Here is a 21,964-nt window from a genome sequence, read left to right as displayed (position 1 = left end):
TTAATATGGTGTTATTTTTTACGCATTGCTATGCCTTAAAATCGAAAAGCACACGACACCCTTGCGTGAAAGATGAGGTAAAAATGAATATGAAGACGCCATGATGTGAAAACTAACATCTTCTGTGGCAGAAACAAAAAACCCATGCAATTGCATGGGTTCTTGTATATGGCGGAGAGAGAGGGATTCGAACCCCCGGAAGGTTTGACCCTTCGCCTGATTTCAAGTCAGGTGCATTCAACCGAGCTCTGCCATCTCTCCTAAAACCGAATTGTCGTATCGCATTACGCGATATAAAATAAGCCTGATGATTTCAGACTCACATAGAATGTGGCGGAGAGAGAGGGATTCGAACCCCCGGAAGGTTTGACCCTTCGCCTGATTTCAAGTCAGGTGCATTCAACCGAGCTCTGCCATCTCTCCGAAATCTGATGCGCATCTTAATGATATTTTTCGGCTTGTAAAGCAATAAATAATAAAAAAGAACTGTTTGCTTACTCCATAAGCAAATTGTACTTATTTCGATCAAATTATACATTCTTACGAATTCTTCTATCTATATTGCTTGAAAAATTGAACTAAACACCATACAAATACACTATCTATAAAAGGCTTTATTACAATTACCTAAACGTTCTTTGGAGGAACAAATGGAACAAAGAAGTATGTACAGTTCGGCATCAAGTCCGTCGGTACTTGAAACGAACAAAGTCTTGCGCAACACCTATATGTTGTTAGCAATGACATTGGCGTTCAGTGCGGTCTGTGCAGGCATTACTGCATCTATCGGTATTGGCCCTATGGCAGCACTGGGAATGAGCATCGGCGCATTTGTATTGCTGTTCGTAGTAAACAGTCAAGCTGAGAAAGCATCTGGTATTTTCTGGGTATTCGCTTTCACTGGCCTATTAGGCGGCTCGTTAGGCTATACACTGAGCTTTTATGCAGGATTAGCGAATGGTCCAGAACTGATCATGCAAGCACTAGGTGCTACTGCACTTGTGTTCTTTGCACTGTCTGGCTACGTACTAACAACCAAGAAAGATTTTTCTTTCATGGGTGGCTTCCTGATGGTGGGTTTGATTGTGGTATTAGTTGCCGCTCTTGCGAACCTGTTCTTCCAGGTGCCTGCGGTCAGCCTTGCAATTAGTTCAGCAATCGTATTTATCATGTCAGGCCTCATCCTGTATGATACAAGCCGTATTATTCACGGTGGTGAAACTAACTACATTCGTGCAACAGTGTCGATGTACCTGAACATTTATAACTTGTTCACGTCTATTCTTCACTTGCTAGGCGCATTCGGCGGTGACGATTAATATCTCACTGACATAAATAGATTCATTACACCCCGGCTTGCCGGGGTGTTTTATTTGGAGAGCAGATTGGCTTCTTTTGCAATAGTTGTCACACGTGCACCGTTTGATAGTCAGGGGGCGTATACTGCCCTCAGGTTCTCACAGGCTGCTTTAGCCGCTGGGCACGACATAAAAGGCGTATTCTTCTATCAAGCAGGTAGCGCTAACGCAAACGGGTTTATCGCAGGTCACAGCGATGAATTAAACATGCATCACGCATGGAAAGCATTTAAAGCATCTACCCAAACCCCATTGATGGTGTGTGTCACTGCTGCCAACCGCAGAGGCATTGTGTCTGAGCAAGATGCTGAAGATTTAGATTTACAACACTTCAACTTTGATGCTCCATTTGAGTCTGTTGGCCTTGGAGAACTAGTATCTATTATCAATGATGCAGACAGGACCATTCAATTTTGAAAACACTGGCAATTTTAAATACAATCGCGCCCCACGGGTCTGGCGTAGCCATTGAATCTCTTGATCTTGCCCTAGCTGCGGGAAGTTTTGGTCAAAATGTGCGCCTGTACTTTATGGATAACGGTGTGTATCAGCTACTTAACGCCCAACGCACTGATGCAATTGAGGCAAGAAATATTAGTAAAACATTTGCAGCGCTTGAATTCTATGACATTGAAGAAATTTTTGTTTGTAATACGAGTTTACAAATTCGTGGACTAAAACAAGAAGATTTATGTATTGATGTTACACTTCTAAATGAAGCGGATATGAACGTTCATATCCAACAAGCAGACACGATTTTGAGATTTTAGTATGGCCGTACTCCATAAGCTTCACACCGCACCAGACTCACCTTCTTCAAGTTTTTCTTTGCAAACACGCATTCAAGAGGAAGATGCACTGCTGCTCACTGAGGATGCCGTGTACATCGCAGCTTTCCCCAATTTTAACGAATTTGTTGGCACAGTTGCGCGCATTTATGCGTTGAAAGAAGATCTTATGGCACGGGGCCTGACACAGCTCCCCGAACAGGTAACACAAATTAGTTACGCTGACATGGTTGAGCTCAGCCTACAGTACACCCAAGTAGTATCATGGTAAGTAATACAATGACACATAGTATCGAATTTGATGGTAAAAGCATTCCTACAGACAAAGCGGGCTATTTACTTAATGTAGATGATTGGTCTCCTGAATTGGCAGAAGAAATCGCAAAACGTGAATCGATAGAATTAGACGAAAGCCGTTGGGAAGTTGTCAACTTTGTGCGTGCTTTTTATCTGGAATTCAATACCAGCCCAGCCATACGCGCGCTGGTGAAAGCGATGGAAAAGAAGTTCGGGCCAGAAAAAGGCAATAGCCGATACTTGCATCGCCTTTTTCCCAAAGGACCAGCCAAGCAGGCAACTAAAGTCGCCGGCCTGCCCAAACCCGCTAAGTGCCTATGATGTCTATAATCTAAATATTGACTGTCTGCTCGCTATCTAGCCTATTCAGTCGCTATGTTGAGTGATAGTCACACTAAACGTTTCTTCCAAAATATAAAAAAAATCTCGGCTCAAAGGCCGAGATTTTTTGTTTTTATTTATGTGCAGTGGTTAACACATCTAGATTTAGTAATTAAGCAGGCTTAATCACTTCTTGACCATTCATGTAACCACGCAGCGCTTCAGGGATCACAACTGAACCATCTTCTTGCTGATAATTTTCCAAAATCGCAACCAACGTTCGGCCAACCGCCAAACCCGAGCCATTTAATGTATGGATGAGCTCTGGCTTGTTGGTTTCAGGATTACGGTAACGGGCTTGCATTCTTCTAGCCTGAAAATCCAACATATTTGAACAAGAAGAGATTTCACGGTACGTATCTTGCGCAGGCAACCACACTTCTAAATCGTAAGTTTTGCAGGCGCCAAAACCCATGTCACCCGTGCACAGTAGTACTTTTCTGTAAGGCAACTCTAACCGCTGTAGCACTTTTTCAGCATGGCCGGTTAAGGCTTCAAGGGCATCGAAAGAGTCTTCCGGCTTCACCAACTGTACTAATTCTATTTTATCGAACTGGTGCTGACGAATAAGGCCACGAGTATCACGGCCATAAGACCCTGCTTCACTTCTAAAGCATGGCGTGTGAGCCGTCATTTTAATCGGCAAATCTTTGTGATTCAGAATTTCATCACGTGCGATATTCGTTAATGGTACTTCTGCAGTTGGGATCAAAGATAGCCCTTGCCCTTCTTCAGTCGCAGGTTTTGTATTGAACAGGTCTTCACCAAACTTAGGTAGCTGCCCGGTACCGTAGAGGCTGTCAGAATTAACCAAGTACGGCACATACATCTCTTGATAGCCATGTTCCTGCGTGTGTAAGTCGAGCATGAATTGTGCAATGGCACGATTCAAACGCGCAATATCACCACGCATCACAACAAAACGAGAGCCTGTTAGTTTAACCGCCGTTTCGAAATCCAATCCGTTGTTTAGCCCAGCGGCAATATCAACATGATCTTTTACTTCAAACGAAAATTGTTTTGGCTCACCCCAACGACTAATCTCTACATTGTCGTCTTCGTCTTTACCAGCAGGAACTGAGTCATCCGGCAAATTAGGAAGATTCTGAGAAAATACATTGATTTCCGTTAATAAGGTGGCTAATTGCTCTTTTGCTTCGTCAAGCTCGCTGCCTAACTTACCCACTTCTTCTAGCAGCGGCTGAATATCTTCACCTGCTGCTTTTGCTTTGCCGATGGACTTGGATCGCACGTTGCGTTCGTTTTGCAATTCCTGCGTACGAACTTGTAATGATTTACGTTTTTCTTCCATTTGAAGAAAAGCGTCTACATCTAATTCGAAGCCGCGCGCTTTCAATTTAGCCGCGGTATTTTCTATATCATTACGTAATTTATTTGGATCTAACATGTTTTTGTTTTTTAACCTTTTACGATTTGCGTTCCAAGCCATGCTGCCAATAAGCAGCAGAAAAGATTGAGTAAAATATTTAATACCCCTTTAAGCCAATAACCGTGTTGTAGCAAAAGAAGAGTATCAACCGAAAATGTTGAAAACGTCGTAAGCGCACCTAAAAATCCGATACCGATAGTAGTTCGCCATAGTACGATTTCTATTTGTCCTTGCTCGATAAGTGCGTACACGAAACCAAGACAAAACGAACCGATAACATTAACCAGAAGTGTACCAAAAGGGAAGCCTTTCCCAAACCACTGAAGCATTAATTGTGAAAGAAAAAAGCGAAGACATGCACCTGCTGCACCACCAATCGCAATAAATCCGTAAATCGCCAATGTGTGCTGCACGGTTATTCGTACCTTTTAATTGAGCTCGTCGCATCCAAACCGCGCAGATAATCGAGTTTCGCTTTAATTTGCTTTTCTGTACCACGCTCTGAAGGCGCGTAGTATTGGGTGTCTTTTAATGCTTCGGGCAAATACACCTCGCCCGCCGCATAAGCCCCTTGTTCATCATGCGCATAACGGTACTCTGCGCCGTGTCCCATCTCTTTCATTAGCGAGGTGGGAGCATTGCGTAAATGCAAAGGTACATCGTAGTCGGGCAATGATTTTGCATCTCTGACGGCCTGTTTAAACGCCGTGTATACGGCATTACTTTTCGCCGCCGCCGCACAGTACAAGGTTGCCTGCGCAATCGCCCGCTCTCCTTCCGCAGGGCCAACTCGGTGAAAAATATCCCATGCATTTAAGCATACTTGCATCGCGCGCGGATCGGCGTTGCCGATATCTTCCGTTGCTATGGCTAACAACCTTCTGGCCACATATAGGGGGTCACAACCCGCAACAAGCATTCGCGCGTACCAATACAAAGCCCCATCGGGTGAAGAACCTCGTACTGATTTATGAAAAGCCGAGATAAGGTCATAGAATTGATCGCCGCCTTTATCATATTGCGCAACTTTGTCGCCTACAGCCAGCTTAACAATATCTCTGCTAATTTTGTTGTCTTCTGCAAAGTCTGCTGATAATTCCAGATAATTGAGCAATCGGCGTCCATCACCGCCGCACATATCTAACAACAAATGTGCAGCATCATCGTCAATAGTTAAGCCCCTTTCTCCTAGACCGCGCTGAACATCTGTACATGCAGCGTCAAGCAATTCACGTAAAGCATCTGGTGAAAGTGCCTTTAACACGTATACGCGGGCCCGTGACAACAAGGCGCTATTCAGCTCAAAAGAGGGATTTTCTGTCGTTGCACCGATAAACGTTACTGTGCCATCTTCAATAAAAGGTAAGAATGCGTCTTGCTGTGCCTTATTGAATCGATGTACTTCGTCAACAAACAAAATGGTTTGCTTTGCCGCCATGGCAGCATGTTGTTTGGCTGATTCAATCGCTGCTCGAATATCTTTGACACCCGACGTCACTGCAGAAATTCGTTCTACATGTGCGTGACAATGTTGCGCAATAACCTCGGCAAGCGTTGTTTTACCCGTTCCTGGAGGCCCCCACAAAATCATAGAATGACATTGACCACGCTCAATGGCTTTTCTCAGCGGCTTGCCTTTGCCGACAATATGCTCTTGTCCTCGATATTCCTCTATGGTTCGTGGCCGCATGCGCGCAGCCAAAGGGGCAAAATCAGGCGTGAGTCCGAGATCGAGTGTCATTGGCCTCTCTGATCATCTAAATCGTACCCTTCAGGTAGCGTAAAATCGAAGATACTAGGGGAAATATCGCTATTTTGATTGACGTCAGAAAAGCTCAACACACTTTTCTGTGATTGACTGTCTACAAAAATAAGCTTAACCAAACGCGTATCATCAAAATGCAGTACCAAACGCTTGATTAATGCATTTTCATCAAGGCTATAAACATCAAATATAGATTTTGATGGTTGCGTAACCTTGAAGGTTTCCCATACAGAATCATCGTTACTGGAAAGCAACATGACTGGGTTATTTACGACAGCTTGCTGTTGGCTAATGGCAACCACCTGCTCAACAAAAGGATCGATATGCCATACGGCTTCACCATCTGCGATAAGAGTGTTTTCGCTGGGAGAATACGTCTCCCAGTACAAACGATTAGGCCGCAAAATCGCGATTTTACCTTGCGCTTCTTGAAGTAGATTTTGCTCTTCATCAAGCACTGTCTGCGTAAATTCAGCCTGATAAGTAGAGAGTTTGCTTAGTTTATCTTTTAACGCCTGAGCAGCTAAATCCGCATGAGCCATCACAGAGAAAGCAACACTCAATGCAAACACAGACACATTTATCATTCTTTTATACGACATTCACATTATTCCTTTGGCGGCGGTGGCGCCAGCACTTCACGATTACCGTTATGACCTGGTGCACTTACGACACCACTTTGTTCCATTTGTTCAACAAGGCGCGCTGCGCGATTGTAACCAATTCTGAATTTACGTTGCACGCCCGATACCGATGCTCGGCGGGTTTCTGTTACAAATGACACCGCTTCATCATAGAATGCATCGAACTCTTGGTCGCCGCCTTCCGGTTGCTCTCCCGGCAGAAGCACTTCTGCACTGGCTTCTCCGTTTAGAATCTCGTCTATATACTCAGGTTCGCCACGACGTTTCCAGTCAGCAACAACCGCGTGTACTTCATGGTCGTCAACAAAGGCCCCGTGCACACGTGTAGGCACGCCCGTTCCAGGAGGTAAATAGAGCATATCTCCCATACCCAATAAGGTTTCTGCACCTTGTTGATCAAGTATGGTTCTGGAGTCAATCTTAGTGGATACCTGAAAGGCGATTCGGGTTGGAATATTCGCTTTAATTAACCCGGTCACCACATCAACCGACGGACGCTGCGTTGCCAGTACGAGATGGATACCTGCGGCACGTGCTTTTTGCGCAATACGCGCGATAAGCTCTTCTACCTTTTTGCCGACAATCATCATCATATCGGCAAATTCGTCGACCACCACCACGATGCTAGGCAGCTTCTCTAAATCAGGCGCTTCACTGTCCATACTCTCCTCAGCGCGCCAAAGCGGATCTTTTATCGGGGTGCCGTCAGCAATGGCTTGAGTAACTTTAGCGTTGTAGCCTTTTAAGTTTCTCACCCCAAGGGCAGACATCAATCGATAGCGACGTTCCATTTCACCCACACACCAACGCAATGCATTGGCCGCTTCTTTCATATCCGTAACGACTTCAGCCAATAGATGAGGTATGCCTTCATACACTGACAATTCAAGCATCTTGGGATCTATCATGATCATTCGAACATCTTCTGGCTTTGATTTATACAAAAGACTCAATATCATGACGTTAACGCCAACAGACTTACCCGACCCTGTCGTACCCGCAACCAATAAGTGCGGCATTTTAGCCAAATCGACGACCACAGGGTTACCAGCAATGTCTGCCCCGAGAACCATAGTCAGGGCAGAACTTGAGCTTTGAAAAGCATCACAGGCAATCACTTCACTTAAGCGAACTGTTTCACGGTGCTTGTTGGGTAGCTCTAGTCCGATATAAGACTTACCAGGAATAACTTCAACCACACGAACAGAAGTGGCAGACATCGCGCGCGCCAAATCTTTCGACAAACCTGTAATTTTACTGACTTTTACACCCGGCGCTAAATCCAATTCAAACCGTGTAATCACCGGACCTGGATAGACACCCACTACATTGGCTTCAATATTAAAATCAGCGAGCTTGTCTTCTAATAAGCGAGAGAGCACATCCAATTCTTCCTGAGAAATCGGATTTTTTGATCTATCGGGTCTATCTAACAATTCAAACGAAGGTAGTGGCGCAAGCGGCTCTCCATCGTCGATTGTAACGGGCTCAGGTGCTCCCGTAGAGGCTTTCTTTTGACGCACCTTCTCACGCAACTCTTCAATTGACATCGCGTAATCTTTCTTGTCACCCTTAGATTCTTCAGGCGCGTTGGTAAACACCTCTTCCGGAATACTCGGCTCCACCCGATGATCGTCATCATTCGTGTTACCGAGATTTGAGTCAGTTGATGTGTCATACGCAGGTTCTGTATTGTGCAGTTCGTCACCGACATGATCACGCTCATACATCGATGCAGAAGCGCGTTTAGATTTGTCACTCACTGCCTGCTCTTGGCTGTCTTCAACAGATGATGCCTCGGGCGCAGCCTGAAAGCGAGTTATATGGATTTCATCATCAGACGGTGAGGGTTCCCTCCCCTCCCCTTCAAGCGAGCGATTGCTATTAGGCGTAAATGATAATCGTGGTATTGATGCGTGTTGTAAACGTTGCGGTGCTCTGTAGGCGGCCAAAGCGCCTTTAATGGTAAACGCACCTAACGTGTCGACAATAGTGAGCCATGAGATCCCTGTTAGGAGGGTAAATCCCGTACACAGAAAGCACAGCAACAACAATACCGTCCCAGCGACACTAAAATAAGGCACCAAACCCGCACTGATTAAATCGCCGATGATCCCGCCTGCCGAGAAGGTGAAGATATCATCTGCATTAATACTAAACAGGCCGCTTACTCCCAAAAGTACAAGTAACCCGCCAATTATGCGCAAGCCTATCGTGGTATAGTCAAATTCGACAATATGTTTAACCTGATGAAATAAAAACCAGCCAATAAACGCACAAATAAACGGGATAGCAAATGCAACCCGTCCAAAGGTGTTTAAAAGAATATCTGCAAACCAAGCGCCAACGGGACCAACCCAATTGTGTATGTTGCCCTGCAACCCAGCTTGACTCCAACCAGGGTCGGCGGGATGAAAAGATGCTAGCGCTAGCAATAAAAAGAAGGCAAATACGGAGGTCAAGATCAACCCTGCCTCCATTACCCTTTGTAAACCTGATAAACGCGCCATAATATTATTAGAATTATCCCATTTTTTGATGAACAAGTACCATACCAGTGACTGCATAAAATGCCTAGTTTGGATGCATGTAATCCGTACTTATCGGCAACCATTCGATCAATAAACCAACAAATTGTGCCCTGTTCGTCACAGAATCAATTTATTTAGGATTAATCTTCAGTTGATTTGTGTGCTTAACTTCTTCCATTACCACATAAGTCCGAGACTCGCTTACGCCTGGCAATCGAAGTAACGTGTCGCCCAACAGTTTTCGGTAGCTAGACATATCAGCAACTCGCGCTTTAAGCAAAAAGTCGAAGTCACCTGACACCAAATGACATTCTTGAATATCATCATGTTTGCGAACGGCAACAGAAAACTCTTCAAATATGTCAACAGAGGTTTTCGTTAACGTAATTTCTACAAACACCAACATCGCCGCTCCCAGTTTGTCGGGCGCGACTTCAGCATAATAACCTTTTATGTACCCTTGCGTTTCTAAGCGCTTAACACGCTCCAGACAGGGGCTTGCACTTAAACCCACTTTTTTAGCCAATTCAACATTCGAAATACGACCATTTTTTTGTAGTTCTATCAATATGTTACGGTCTATTCGGTCGAGATGTTTGGGCGTTTTTACTAACATACATTATGCTTTACATTCTATATATAGCCCTATTTTATGCTGTTTTTTCTTTAATTACGAAATAAATATTTTCTTATTCTCCTCTATACTTCGCAGACATTTTTTTACATTTTCATCACAATCGGAGCACGTATGCTAATCGGTGTACCTAAAGAAATAAAAAATCACGAATACCGAGTAGGTTTAACGCCTGCGGCCGTTAAAGAGTTTGTTAGCCATGGCCATCAAGTGGTTGTTCAGCAAAACGCTGGTGCAGCAATCGGTTTCTTCGACGATCAATATGAGGCTGCCGGCGCATCTATCAGCAACACGGCGGAAAAGATCTTCGATACCGCAGATATGATTGTCAAAGTAAAAGAGCCACAGCCAAACGAATGCGAAATGCTAAGTAAAGGGCAAACGCTTTATACCTACCTTCACCTTGCACCAGATCCTGTGCAAACTGAGTTGCTGGTGAAGTCTGGCGCAACCTGTATTGCCTATGAAACCGTGACCGATCACACTGGTGGATTACCGCTTCTTGCACCAATGAGTGAAGTAGCAGGCCGTATGTCTGTTCAGGCTGGTGCGCACTATTTAGAAAAGGCCCATGGCGGCAGTGGCACACTACTCGGTGGTGTTCCTGGTGTTACGCCAGGTAAAGTGTTGGTCATCGGTGGTGGTGTCGTTGGCACAAATGCAGCAAAAATGGCACTGGGTATGGGTGCAGATGTCACTATTTTAGATCGTTCTTTGCCTCGCCTTCGTTACCTTGATGATGTATTCGGTGGCCAGCTTAAAACCGTCTTCTCTACCGTTGATGCAATTGAGCATTACTCTTCAAAGGCAGATTTAGTGGTAGGTGCCGTATTAATTCCAGGCGCAGCAGCCCCTAAACTACTGACCCGCGAACACATTAAAAATATGAAAGAAGGCTCTGTGTTGGTTGATGTCGCTATCGATCAAGGCGGTTGCTTTGAAACGTCAAAAGCAACGACTCATCAGGATCCAGTCTATGTGGTTGACGGTGTGGTGCATTATTGTGTAGCGAATATGCCAGGCGGCGTTGCACGCACATCAACGATGGCACTTAACAACGCAACGTTGCCATTTGGTTTGGCATTGGCCAACAAAGGACCAAAAGACGCAATGCTTGCTGATCCGCACCTGCTTAATGGCCTCAATGTTCACGAAGGTCAAGTAACGTACAAAGCAGTAGTTGATGCGCTTGGTCAACAGCTAGGCCTCGAATATACCGATGCAAGAGCGGCGCTAGCCTAATCGAAAATAACCGAGAAAGAGGCGCTAGCCATAAATCGGCACACCGCTTCCCCCTTCGGTAGAAATATTATTTGTTTAATATGGAAATCGTTTAAAAGAGCGAATCATTTTAGGTGACTCGCTCTTTTTCGTTGTATAACTAACAATAAATAGACTGGTTTATCGCGTTTAAGGCATCAACCGGTGACGCTGCTTGAGTAATAGGACGTCCAATCACCATATAATCAACACCTACTTCCACAGCTTGCTGTGGTGTCATGATCCGGTGCTGATCACCCTGCGCTGAACCAACAGGACGAATACCTGGAGTAACTAGCAAAAATCCTTCTCCTAAATTCTGCTTTAGCATAGCGGCTTCCTGTGCTGAGCACACCACACCGTCTAAACCACTCTCTTTCGTAAGTGACGCGAGGTGCATAACCTGCTGTTCCGGTGTACTGGTAATTCCGATAGATTGAAGCTGCGCACTGTCCATGCTGGTTAATACCGTTACAGCAATCAATTTAGGTTTGTCATGACCAAATGCCTCTAACGCAGAGACTGTGTGGGTCATCATTTTAGGACCACCTGATGCATGAACATTCACCATCCACACCCCTAAGTCTGCCGCAGCAACACAGGCTTTCGCCACGGTATTGGGGATATCATGAAATTTTAAATCTAAAAACACATCAAACTTGCGCTTAACCAGCTCTTTGACAAATTCTGGTCCAAAATACGTAAACATTTCCTTGCCAACTTTTAACTTGCATTGGCTTGGCTCAAGCTGGCTAACAAAATTTAATGCATTGGATTTATTATCAAAATCTAGCGCAACGACTACTTTGGCATCTTGCATGTCTATTCCCCATCTAAGCCTTTAATTGGTTTGACCGTACCCCATTTTTTACAGGAGGGGCAAAGCCAATGAATTTGCCTTCCAGAAAAGCCACAACTGACGCAACGATACTTGGGCCGTTGTCGCAGTTGTTCGTCAACTAAATCAGACAATAACGTTAAACTATTTACCGCGTTTTCTTCATCTTTTTGCTCTACGTATAGCCCCATCAAGGTTTTAAAGCCTTTCATCGTGGGATTGACACGCAGCTGTTCTAACAGTACATCCGACGCTTCAGCAAGGTTGCCCTGCCTTGCCATTAAATTCACTTTAGAGAGATAAGCCGAGGCGCACTTTTTCCAATACGGTTCTAACGCGCGCTCTAGTAAATGCTCGTCATTGAGTGCACGGCAACACACTTCAATCAGAGGTACAGCTTCGCTTAACCAAGAGACATCACGCTGCGGTATTTGATTTAAATAGGAAATAGCATCACGATACTGTTGCTGATCAATGGCTAGTTCTCCCAACATCAACCAAGGGCGTACCGCATGCTCGTCGGACTCAATGGCTTTTTTCAATGCTTTTTCCGCACTTGAAATATCGTTATCGCGTAACCGCTGCACTGCACGTTCACAATAAAAATGGGAAATTCGGCGGCACAAGTCGTCTGAATCGCCATTATGCTTCATCATAGACTCACCAAGCTTGATGGCCTTGTCCCATTCTTTTGTTGTCTGGTAGATATTGAATAGGTGACGTTGAGCGTCGAGAAAATATTTATCAGAATCTAACAGTTTTAAGAAGCTGCTTTCTGCTCTTTCCAAAAAGCCAGCAAGCATATAGTCTTTGCCGAGCTCTTTTAACGCTTGGAGTTTTAAATCAGAATCGATCTCTTCTTGCGAAACAAGGTTTTGGTGCACACGAATCGCTCGGTCTAACTCCCCTCTGTGTCGGAAAAAGTTTCCCATCGCGATATGTGTTTCAGCGGTATCGCTATCGAGGTTTATCATTTTAATGAGGGTATCAACTGCTTTATCAGGCTGATCCGACAATAAAAAATTAATGCCTTTGTAGTAATGACGAGAAAGAATTTTTGACTGTTTTCTTTGTGCTTGCCTAACACTATTGCGACCCATTACCCATCCATAGCCGGCAGCAACAGGTAATAGTAAGAACAGCAGCTCTAGCATCGCAAATTAATCAATTTTTTGTGTATGGGACTTTCGAATTAAATGGTTGTAGCGTAATCGAAGCTTCAACCAAGACAAAAAGCCGACTATACAGCCAATCATAAAACCTGAGCCAAGCAAAAGCGCCATAAGCGAAGATAACTGAAGCTCTGACTTTGCAATAAAATAGTTTACTTCGACGATTTGATCATTTTGCGCGCCTATCACAAGCGACAGGACAAAAATAAAAGAGACAAGTAAAACGGCCAGTAAAACCTTCAACGTTAATCCTCAACAGGTAGTTTCTCGCTTCATAAAACCATTATAGGTGATAGCCTCATGAAGACGTGTTAATCCTCTACAGTAAAACAATAAGATGCAATAACTGAAAGTGATTTATTATTATTTTTTATAGCATAGACTCTAACAAAAACGGCACCCTATTTGGAGTGCCGTTTATAAAAAATTTATTCTTCTCAGTGGGTTAAACTATCGTTTACGCGTTCACGGAGTTCCTTACCAGGTTTAAAGTGCGGAACGTATTTACCGTCCAGCTTTACCGTTTCTCCCGTTTTAGGGTTACGGCCTATGCGAGGTGCACGATAGTGAAGAGAAAAGCTACCAAATCCTCGAATTTCAATGCGATCACCTTTTTGCAAGGTTTGCGCCATCTGCTCGAGCATTTCTTTTATTGCAGATTCAACTTCTTTGGCTGGAATGTGACGGGCTTTATCGGCCAATCGTTCAATGAGTTCTGACTTGGTCATTATCATCCCCTTGGTCAAACAAAAACAATCGTTACCGATGAGAAGGGTTATCTGAAAGGTCGGCTAAGCCGACCTTTATCGATAACTTAGCGAATAATTACTCTTCGCCTTTTGCAGCTTTGAAAGCTTCAGCCATTGCATTAGCGAAGCCAGCTTCGTCTTGCTGGTTCACTTTATCAAGTGCTTCTTTCTCTTCTGCTTGATCTTTCGCCTTAACAGACAAGTTTACAACGCGGTTCTTACGGTCAACGCCCATGAACTTAGCTTCAAGTTCTTCGCCAACATTAACAACTTCACTCGCGTCTTCAACACGGTCACGTGCAAGATCTGCCGCACGAACATAACCTTCAACTTCTTCAGCTAGTTGAACAGTTACGCCTTTAGCGTCAACAGCGGTAACGGTACCAATAACAATAGCACCTTTCTTGTTGTCTGTCAGATACTTATTGAACGGATCTTCTTCGATTTGCTTCACGCCAAGAGAGATACGCTCACGCTCTGGGTCGACTTGAAGTACAACAGCAGAGATTTCGTCGCCTTTCTTGTATTCACGAACGGCTTCTTCACCCGCTTTGTTCCAAGAAATGTCAGACAAGTGAACAAGACCATCGATGCCACCTTCAAGACCGATGAAGATACCGAAGTCAGTGATTGACTTGATCTTACCAGTAACTTTGTCGCCTTTGTTGTGAGACTTAGCGAACTCTTCCCACGGGTTAGGCTTGCACTGTTTAAGGCCAAGAGAAATACGACGACGCTCTTCGTCGATTTCAAGTACCATAACTTCAACAACGTCACCCAAGTTAACCACTTTAGATGGGTGAATGTTCTTGTTAGTCCAATCCATTTCAGATACGTGAACAAGACCTTCAACACCGTCTTCGATTTCAACGAAACAACCGTAGTCAGTAAGGTTTGTAACAGCACCAGAAAGTTTAGAACCTTCAGGGTAACGGTTAGCAATTTCTTGCCATGGATCGTTGCCCATTTGCTTCATACCAAGAGAAACACGTGACTTCTCTTTGTCGAACTTAAGTACTTTAACGTTGATTTCGTCACCAACGTTTACGATTTCACTTGGGTGCTTAACACGCTTCCAAGCCATATCGGTAATGTGAAGTAGACCGTCAACACCACCTAGATCTACGAATGCACCGTAGTCAGTAAGGTTCTTAACGATACCTTTAACTTCATGACCTTCTTCAAGGTTAGCAAGTAGTGTATCACGCTCTGCGCTGCTTTCTGCTTCGATAACTGCACGACGAGAAACAACAACGTTGTTACGCTTAGCGTCAAGCTTGATAACTTTAAACTCTAGCTCTTTGCCTTCAAGGTGCGTTGTGTCACGAACTGGACGAACGTCAACCAATGAACCAGGCAAGAATGCACGAACAGAGTTAACTTCAACCGTAAAGCCACCTTTAACTTTACCGTTGATAACACCTTTGATCGTTTCTTTTTCTTCGTATGCTTTTTCTAGCTCAACCCATGCTTCATGACGCTTCGCTTTTTCACGAGAAAGAATAGTTTCACCGAAACCATCTTCTACTGCGTCAAGAGCCACATCTACGGTATCGCCGATTGCAATTTCAAGAGTACCTTCAGCGTTCTTGAACTGATCTGCAGGGATTGCACTTTCAGATTTAAGACCAGCATCTACCAATACGATATCTTTATCGATAGAAACAACAGTACCTTTTACAATGGCACCAGGACGGGTCTCGAGTTCTTTAAGACTCTCTTCAAATAGTTGAGCAAAATTTTCAGTCATAACTTACTTAAAATATTTCATCCACATTACTTCCTGTTAATGCGGGGTTGATTACCAAACCCTTCACATCCTGTGAGGGCTACTAACGCCAAATACATACGCGAAAAAGCCTGGCCTACTTATTGAGGGCAAGCTTTGACTGAACGTATTCAGTAATTTTTTCAAGCACTTGAGGAATACTTAAATCAGTAGAATCCAAAACAAGTGCGTCTTCTGCTGGTACTAGCGGCGCGACTTTGCGATTTGAATCTCGCTCGTCTCTTGCTTGAATATCAGCCAAAAGGCGCGTAATGCTAACACCATGGCCTTTTTCTTTCAACTGATTAAATCTTCGCCTTGCACGTTCTTCTGCACTGGCAGTAAGAAAGATCTTCGCTTCGGCATTCGGAAAGACAACAGTTCCCATATCTCGTCCGTCTGCAACCAGACCGGGTTCTTGTCTGAATGCGCGCTGACGACGCAACAACGCTTCACGCACTCGTGGCCATGACGCCACTTTCGACGCCATCAATCCCACTTCTTCCGCGCGAATAGCTGAAGTCACATCTTCGCCCTCAAGCACGATCCGACAGGCGCCATTTTCAGTTTCAAAATTAACATCTAAGCTTGACGCCAAAGGCACTAATCCCAGTTCATCATCAGCATCAATCTGATGATGCATGGCCGCGATAGCAAGCACCCGATAGATTGCACCGCTATCTAAAAAGTGCCAGTCAAACTGTTTTGCCAGTAGAGTACTCACGGTTCCTTTACCAGCACCACTTGGTCCGTCTATGGTAATGACGGGAGAAACTTGCATGCCCTCTCCTAGGGTTATAAAAAAACGGGCGCAATTATACAGTTACTCGCCAAGGAAGCAATCAGTGTAAATAGGAATTTACAATTGTTGTCCAATAATGAATCATTTATTAACCAAACTACATCGTTGCGTTCATTGCCATGCGTATCGTCCCTGTCGAGTATCTAGCGCTTAAGCTTGTCAAAACGTAATTATAGCCGCAGATCTTAAAGGTATAGTGAGTTTGCTATTCGGCATCTTTTTTTATTCGCTGCCTACGAGATAAACACAAGAAGGCCCCGTGAATTCAACGGGGCCTAGCGTCTAGCTAAATGGAAATAGCAAAATATACTTGATTACTCGTTCAGCTGCGAAATATGGCTAAATCGTGTGAAATAATCTGGGAAGGTTTTAGCTGTACAACCTGGGTCGTTAATAATGATCCCTTTGTCACCCAACGCGACGAGTGAAAAGCACATAGCAACCCTATGGTCATTGTACGTATCGATTTCCGCCAGATGCAGTTCTTCTGGAGGCGTGACTTCAATGAAATCATGACCTTCAACAACCGTAGCGCCAACTTTTCTTAGCTCTGCGGCCATAGCTGCTAATCGATCAGTTTCTTTAACGCGCCAGTTGTAGATATTTCGAATAGCCGTTGTGCCTTGCGCGAAAAGTGCTGTGGTCGCAATCGTCATAGCTGCGTCAGGAATATGGTTCATATCCATATCAACGGCGTTTAGCGGTGCACCTTCAATCTCAATGAACTCATCGCCCCACGTGACTGTAGCACCCATTTTTTCTAGCACGTCAGCAAAACGAATATCACCTTGAATACTGGCCTTCCCTACACCGGTAACCCTAACGGTTCCGCCTTTAATCGCACCGGCTGCAAGAAAATAAGAGGCGGAAGAGGCATCACCTTCAACCATAAAACGCCCGGGCGAAACATAACGTTGATCAGATTTTATCGTAAAAGATTGATAGTCGTGATTGTCTACTTGTACACCAAATGCAGCCATTGTTTTCAATGTGATATCAATATACGGCTTTGACACTAGCTCACCGATAATTTCTACTGTGGTATCGCCACTGAGTAACGGCGCAGCCATAAGTACAGCAGTTAGAAACTGACTAGATACACTGCCGTCTACACGAATTACACCACCATGTAATGTTTTCCCTTCAATGAGAAGCGGCGGGTATCCTGCATTTTTTTGATAGCTAATATCAGCACCCGCCTGCGCCATAGCATCGACAAGCGCACCAATAGGACGCTCTTCCATTCTTGGCTCACCCGTGAGTATAAATTGTCCTTGGCTCGCGGCTAATACAGCACTCAATGGTCGCATTGCCGTGCCTGCGTTACCTAAAAACAGTTCAACTGGCTGACTAACATTAAATACGCCACCTATGCCTTCTACCACACACTCGGTGTTGTCGTCAGACAGCGTATAACTGACACCTAATTTTGTTAGTGCTGTCAGCATGTGACGTATATCGTCACTATCAAGTAAATTGGTGAGTGTTGTTTTACCTTCCGCAATCGCGGCTAAAAGCAATGCTCGATTACTTAAACTTTTTGAACCTGGCACATTGACTGTACCTGATACAGACTTGATAGGATCAAGCTTAAGTTGTTGCATTATCCGTTTTTCCTCTCAAATTCTTTCATAAAATCGACTAAGGCTTTTACGCCTTCTATGGGCATCGCGTTGTATATACTTGCACGCATTCCCCCTACAGACCGATGACCTTTCAAAGCCATTAAGCCATTTTCTTCTGCTTGCGTTAAAAACGCGTCATCCAGGGTTGGGTCGGCTAACTGAAACGGTACGTTCATAATTGACCGATACGGTGATGCAATCGAGTTAATATAGAAATCCGTTGCATCAATCCCTTCATATAGCATAGCCGCTTTTGCTTTATTTCTGGAATAGATAGCAGATACGCCTCCCTCCTCCTTGAGCCATTCAAATACCAGTCCAGCTAAATACCACGCATAGGTTGGAGGCGTGTTATACATGGAGCCATTTTGTGCGGCTAATCCATAATTCAGAACCGATGGCGTATTGTGTCTAGCGCGATCAAGCAAATCATTTCGAATAATCACCACTGACAAGCCAGAAGGACCGATGTTTTTCTGCGCGCCCGCATAAATCACACCGTATTTTTCAATGTCTAATGGTCTAGACAAAATAGTAGACGACATATCAGCAACCAAAGGCACATCACCCACATCAGGTAAGACGTTTAGCTCAACACCGTCTACTGTTTCGTTTGTGCAAAAATGAAAATACGCTGCGTTATCAGAACACTGCCATGATGCCTGATCCGGTAAAGTCGTCTCTCCATTTATCACGCAAGACTCGGCGACAATATTTGGCGTAACAAAGCGTTCAGCTTCTTGCACTGCACTTTTCGACCACGCACCCGTCACCAAATAATCTGCATGCTCAGTTGCCTCGGCTAAATTTAGCGGTACTGCAGAAAACTGTCCACGGCCTCCGCCATGCATGAATAACACGCTGTAATGTTGCGGAATAGACAACAGCTCTCTGAGATTTCTCTCAGCAGCGTCCGCCAATGCAATAAATGGCTTACTTCTATGGCTGATTTCCATAACCGAGCAACCCAATCCCTGCCAGTTAATAAACTCTTCCTGAGCTTTACGCATAACAGGTTGAGGTAACATCGCTGGCCCAGCGCAAAAATTGTAAACCGTATTCATTGACGTTTTGCCATCCCTTAAAAAATAAAAAAGCGGCTCCGACGAGATATCGGGCCGCTTGCATAATCGCGAACTTACGTGCGAAGTAATGAAAAGTTGTATTCGCCTTAGCGTTAACTTACTACGTTACTCTGCCGTGTCGTCTGTGTTAGAAGTCGCATCTGCGGCCTCAACACTTGCATTTGCTTCTTGCGCTCCCACGTCTGAATCTTCAGACACGTCGCTATCATCTAGATTTACGCTTTCAACTTCTTCGATTCGTTGAAGGCCAACAACATGCTCGCCTTCAACGGTTCTAATCAGTCTTACACCCTGCGTGTTACGTCCGACAACAGACACTTCACCAACGCGTGTTCTTACCAAGGTTCCTTGATCACTGATAAGCATGATTTCATCATTCTCATCAACTTGTACAGCGCCTACGACTTTACCGTTTCGCTCTGAAACCTTAATAGACACAACACCTTGCGTCGCACGGCTCTTGGCTGGATAGTCCTCTAGAGGCGTTCGCTTACCAAAACCGTTTTCAGTCGCCGTTAAGATAGCACCATCACCATTGGGCACAATAAGTGAGACCACTCGTTGACCATCTTGGAGTTTAATTCCTCTTACACCCGTTGCCGTACGTCCCATAGGGCGCAACGCGAGAATCTCTTCTCCAGTTTCAGGGTCGCGCTTCACTTCGCCAGTTTCAGCATCACGTGCTTTCTCGTTAAAGCGTACGACTTTACCTTCATCTGAGAACAACATAATGTCGCTTTCACCGTGAGTGATAGCCACACCAATCAGCTCGTCACCGTCGTTTAAGTTCACGGCAATAATACCGTTCGAGCGCGGACGAGAGTACTGAGACAATGCCGTTTTCTTAACCGTACCATTTGCGGTTGCCATTAGTACGTATTTGTCGTCTTCAAATTCCTTAATAGGAAGAATGGCGGTAATACGTTCGTTGTCTTCAAGTGGCAAAATATTTACGATAGGTCTGCCGCGAGCATTTCTGCTAGCAAATGGTAATTGATAGGTTTTCAACCAATATAATCGACCACGGGTTGAGAAGCACAGAATATGATCGTGAGTGTTGGCCACCAACAGTTTTTCGATGAAATCTTCATCTTTCATCTTCGTTGCTGACTTACCTTTTCCGCCACGGCGTTGCGCTTCATAATCTGTCAGTTTTTGATACTTAACATAACCTTCACGCGACAACGTCACCACAACGTCTTCTTGCTCAATCAAATCTTCGATATCAATATCGTGGCTTGCAGCCGTAATTTCTGTACGGCGCTCGTCACCAAATTCTTCACGGATTTTTTCAAGCTCTTCACGAATCACTTCCATCAAGCGCTCAGAACTACCAAGAATATGTAACAACTCAGCAATAACTTCGAGCAATTCTTTGTATTCACCCAGAATCTTCTCGTGTTCAAGCCCCGTTAATTTATGTAAACGGAGATCAAGGATAGCTTGTGCTTGTTGTTCCGTAAGGTAGTACTTTCCATCACGAATACCGTACTGTGGCTCTAGCCACTCTGGACGTGCAGCATCATCTCCTGCACGCTCAAGCATATCTGCTACGTCACCCAGATTCCAACCTTGCGCGGTTAGAGCAACTTTGGCTTCAGACGGGCTAGGAGACGCTTTAATTAGCTCAATAACAGGATCAATATTGGCCAACGCAATCGCTAGGCCTTCCAATATGTGGGCTCGATCACGGGCTTTGCGAAGCTCGAACACCGTGCGTCGTGTGACGACTTCTCGGCGGTGAAGAATAAAGGCTTCCAGTGTTTCTTTTAAAGTAAACACTTTAGGTTGGCCGTTATCCAGCGCAACCATATTGATACCAAATACCGTTTGCAGCTGTGTTTGTGAATACAAATGATTCAGCAACACTTCAGCCGATTCGTTACGTTTTACCTCAATAACGATACGCATACCGTCTTTATCAGACTCATCACGTAACGCAGAAACGCCTTCAATCTTTTTCTCTTTTACCAGTTCAGCGATCTTTTCGATTAAGCGCGCTTTATTCACCTGATACGGAATTTCATGCACGATAATGGTTTCTTTACCATTATCTTCAGTTTCAATTTCTGCACGCGCACGCAGGTATATTTTACCGCGCCCTGTACGATAGGCATCTTCTATACCTTTACGACCACTTATTAATGCTGCAGTAGGAAAATCTGGGCCGGGAATCAGCTCCATCAGCTCTTCAAGTGGCGCGTCTGGGTTTTCAATTAAACGAATACACCCGTTAATCACCTCTGTCAGGTTGTGCGGCGGTATATTCGTGGCCATACCAACTGCAATACCTGACGAACCGTTAACCAATAGATTAGGTACTTTTGTTGGCAGCACTTCTGGAATGTGCTCTGTACCGTCGTAGTTAGGTACAAAATCAACCGTTTCTTTGTCTAGATCGGCCAGTAATTCATGGGCAATTTTCGCCATTCTTACTTCGGTATAACGCATCGCGGCAGCCGAATCACCGTCTACTGAACCGAAGTTACCCTGACCATCAACCAGCATATAGCGAAGAGAAAATGGCTGCGCTAAACGTACAATGGTGTCGTACACAGCTGAGTCACCGTGGGGGTGATATTTACCGATTACGTCACCCACAACACGCGCAGACTTTTTGTATGGCTTATTGAAGTCGTTTTTCAACTCATTCATTGCAAACAATACACGTCTGTGTACTGGTTTAAGGCCGTCCCTTACATCTGGTAAAGCACGACCCACAATGACACTCATTGCATAATCAAGGTAAGAGTTCTTTAACTCCTCCTCAATATTAATGGGGAGTATTTCTTTGGCGTGATCTGTCATATTACAGCCTGGTCCCTACTCTTTATTATTAAAGTGGATGTCCGTTGTTGAATTTTTAACACGTAGCGC

The 21,964-nt window shown here is 44.5% G+C and carries 21 protein-coding genes and 2 tRNA genes; 6 read left to right on the top strand and 17 right to left on the bottom strand.

Annotated features, from left to right (window positions below; translation table 11 throughout):
• Positions 1-169 precede the first annotated feature (169 nt).
• Together OE749_RS05200 and OE749_RS05195 are read right to left on the bottom strand one after the other, a co-directional pair.
• Positions 170-261 (bottom strand) — tRNA-Ser (locus OE749_RS05200).
• A gap of 70 nt (positions 262-331) precedes the next feature.
• A tRNA-Ser gene (locus OE749_RS05195) sits at positions 332-423 on the bottom strand.
• 227 nt (positions 424-650) lie between these two features.
• Here OE749_RS05195 and OE749_RS05190 point away from each other — a divergent pair.
• From OE749_RS05190 to OE749_RS05170, 5 genes are all read left to right on the top strand, one after another.
• Positions 651-1,319 (top strand): Bax inhibitor-1/YccA family protein, encoded by a 669-nt coding sequence (locus tag OE749_RS05190; protein WP_263711292.1) that lies wholly within the window; start codon positions 651-653, stop codon positions 1,317-1,319.
• 66 nt (positions 1,320-1,385) lie between these two features.
• The gene (gene tusD, locus OE749_RS05185; protein WP_263711291.1) at positions 1,386-1,775 is read left to right on the top strand and encodes a sulfurtransferase complex subunit TusD; all 390 of its coding nucleotides are present in this window, start codon (positions 1,386-1,388) and stop codon (positions 1,773-1,775) included.
• Positions 1,772-2,128, top strand: coding sequence for a sulfurtransferase complex subunit TusC (gene tusC / locus OE749_RS05180; protein ID WP_263711290.1), 357 nt, complete (start codon positions 1,772-1,774; stop codon positions 2,126-2,128). Before tusD ends, tusC begins: the two co-directional genes overlap by 4 nt.
• A gap of 1 nt (position 2,129) precedes the next feature.
• Positions 2,130-2,417, top strand: a complete 288-nt coding sequence (gene tusB, locus OE749_RS05175; protein ID WP_263711289.1) for a sulfurtransferase complex subunit TusB — start codon at positions 2,130-2,132, stop codon at positions 2,415-2,417.
• 8 nt (positions 2,418-2,425) lie between these two features.
• On the top strand, positions 2,426-2,764 hold the full coding sequence (locus OE749_RS05170) for a TusE/DsrC/DsvC family sulfur relay protein (RefSeq protein ID WP_263711507.1): 339 nt from the start codon (positions 2,426-2,428) through the stop codon (positions 2,762-2,764).
• A gap of 172 nt (positions 2,765-2,936) precedes the next feature.
• Here the strand turns inward: OE749_RS05170 and serS are convergent, their stop codons facing one another.
• The 6 genes from serS to lrp form a co-directional block, all read right to left on the bottom strand.
• On the bottom strand, positions 2,937-4,232 hold the full coding sequence (gene serS / locus OE749_RS05165) for a serine--tRNA ligase (RefSeq protein WP_263711288.1): 1,296 nt from the start codon (positions 4,230-4,232) through the stop codon (positions 2,937-2,939).
• 11 nt (positions 4,233-4,243) lie between these two features.
• The gene (gene crcB / locus OE749_RS05160; RefSeq protein ID WP_263711287.1) at positions 4,244-4,627 is read right to left on the bottom strand and encodes a fluoride efflux transporter CrcB; all 384 of its coding nucleotides are present in this window, start codon (positions 4,625-4,627) and stop codon (positions 4,244-4,246) included.
• A 2-nt stretch (positions 4,628-4,629) separates the two neighbouring features.
• Complete coding sequence (locus tag OE749_RS05155; protein WP_263711286.1) at positions 4,630-5,955, bottom strand: replication-associated recombination protein A; 1,326 nt, start codon at positions 5,953-5,955, stop codon at positions 4,630-4,632.
• Positions 5,952-6,581, bottom strand: a complete 630-nt coding sequence (lolA, locus tag OE749_RS05150; protein WP_263711285.1) for an outer membrane lipoprotein chaperone LolA — start codon at positions 6,579-6,581, stop codon at positions 5,952-5,954. The genes OE749_RS05155 and lolA overlap by 4 nt, the downstream gene beginning before the upstream one ends.
• A gap of 5 nt (positions 6,582-6,586) precedes the next feature.
• Positions 6,587-9,133, bottom strand: coding sequence for a DNA translocase FtsK (locus OE749_RS05145; RefSeq protein ID WP_263711506.1), 2,547 nt, complete (start codon positions 9,131-9,133; stop codon positions 6,587-6,589).
• Positions 9,134-9,284: 151 nt separating this feature from the next.
• The gene (lrp, locus tag OE749_RS05140) at positions 9,285-9,770 is read right to left on the bottom strand and encodes a leucine-responsive transcriptional regulator Lrp (RefSeq protein WP_263711284.1); all 486 of its coding nucleotides are present in this window, start codon (positions 9,768-9,770) and stop codon (positions 9,285-9,287) included.
• Positions 9,771-9,902: 132 nt separating this feature from the next.
• On the opposite strand from lrp, the gene ald reads away from it, so the two are divergent.
• A complete protein-coding gene (gene ald, locus OE749_RS05135; RefSeq protein ID WP_263711283.1) occupies positions 9,903-11,030 on the top strand; it encodes an alanine dehydrogenase in 1,128 nt (375 codons plus the stop codon).
• A gap of 139 nt (positions 11,031-11,169) precedes the next feature.
• Here the strand turns inward: ald and pyrF are convergent, their stop codons facing one another.
• From pyrF to gyrA, 9 genes are all read right to left on the bottom strand, one after another.
• Complete coding sequence (gene pyrF, locus OE749_RS05130; RefSeq protein WP_263711282.1) at positions 11,170-11,868, bottom strand: orotidine-5'-phosphate decarboxylase; 699 nt, start codon at positions 11,866-11,868, stop codon at positions 11,170-11,172.
• 2 nt (positions 11,869-11,870) lie between these two features.
• A complete protein-coding gene (lapB, locus tag OE749_RS05125) occupies positions 11,871-13,040 on the bottom strand; it encodes a lipopolysaccharide assembly protein LapB (RefSeq protein ID WP_263711281.1) in 1,170 nt (389 codons plus the stop codon).
• A gap of 6 nt (positions 13,041-13,046) precedes the next feature.
• Entirely contained in the window at positions 13,047-13,301 is a 255-nt protein-coding gene (locus OE749_RS05120; RefSeq protein WP_263711280.1) for a LapA family protein, read from the bottom strand.
• A gap of 194 nt (positions 13,302-13,495) precedes the next feature.
• Entirely contained in the window at positions 13,496-13,786 is a 291-nt protein-coding gene (gene ihfB / locus OE749_RS05115; RefSeq protein WP_263711279.1) for an integration host factor subunit beta, read from the bottom strand.
• A gap of 97 nt (positions 13,787-13,883) precedes the next feature.
• On the bottom strand, positions 13,884-15,557 hold the full coding sequence (gene rpsA / locus OE749_RS05110) for a 30S ribosomal protein S1 (protein WP_263711278.1): 1,674 nt from the start codon (positions 15,555-15,557) through the stop codon (positions 13,884-13,886).
• A gap of 115 nt (positions 15,558-15,672) precedes the next feature.
• On the bottom strand, positions 15,673-16,356 hold the full coding sequence (gene cmk / locus OE749_RS05105; protein ID WP_263711277.1) for a (d)CMP kinase: 684 nt from the start codon (positions 16,354-16,356) through the stop codon (positions 15,673-15,675).
• Between the two features lie 335 nt (positions 16,357-16,691).
• Complete coding sequence (aroA, locus tag OE749_RS05100; protein ID WP_263711276.1) at positions 16,692-17,981, bottom strand: 3-phosphoshikimate 1-carboxyvinyltransferase; 1,290 nt, start codon at positions 17,979-17,981, stop codon at positions 16,692-16,694.
• Entirely contained in the window at positions 17,981-19,066 is a 1,086-nt protein-coding gene (gene serC / locus OE749_RS05095; RefSeq protein ID WP_263711275.1) for a 3-phosphoserine/phosphohydroxythreonine transaminase, read from the bottom strand. Before serC ends, aroA begins: the two co-directional genes overlap by 1 nt.
• Before the next feature lie 126 nt (positions 19,067-19,192).
• Positions 19,193-21,895 (bottom strand): DNA topoisomerase (ATP-hydrolyzing) subunit A, encoded by a 2,703-nt coding sequence (gyrA, locus tag OE749_RS05090; protein ID WP_263711274.1) that lies wholly within the window; start codon positions 21,893-21,895, stop codon positions 19,193-19,195.
• Between the last annotated feature and the right edge of the window lie 69 nt (positions 21,896-21,964).

This window comes from Fluctibacter corallii, from assembly GCF_025751585.1.
Lineage (GTDB): Bacteria > Pseudomonadota > Gammaproteobacteria > Enterobacterales > Alteromonadaceae > Fluctibacter_A > Fluctibacter_A corallii.
Note: the sequence above shows the minus strand (reverse complement) of the source record. Positions and strands in the feature narration are given on the sequence as shown.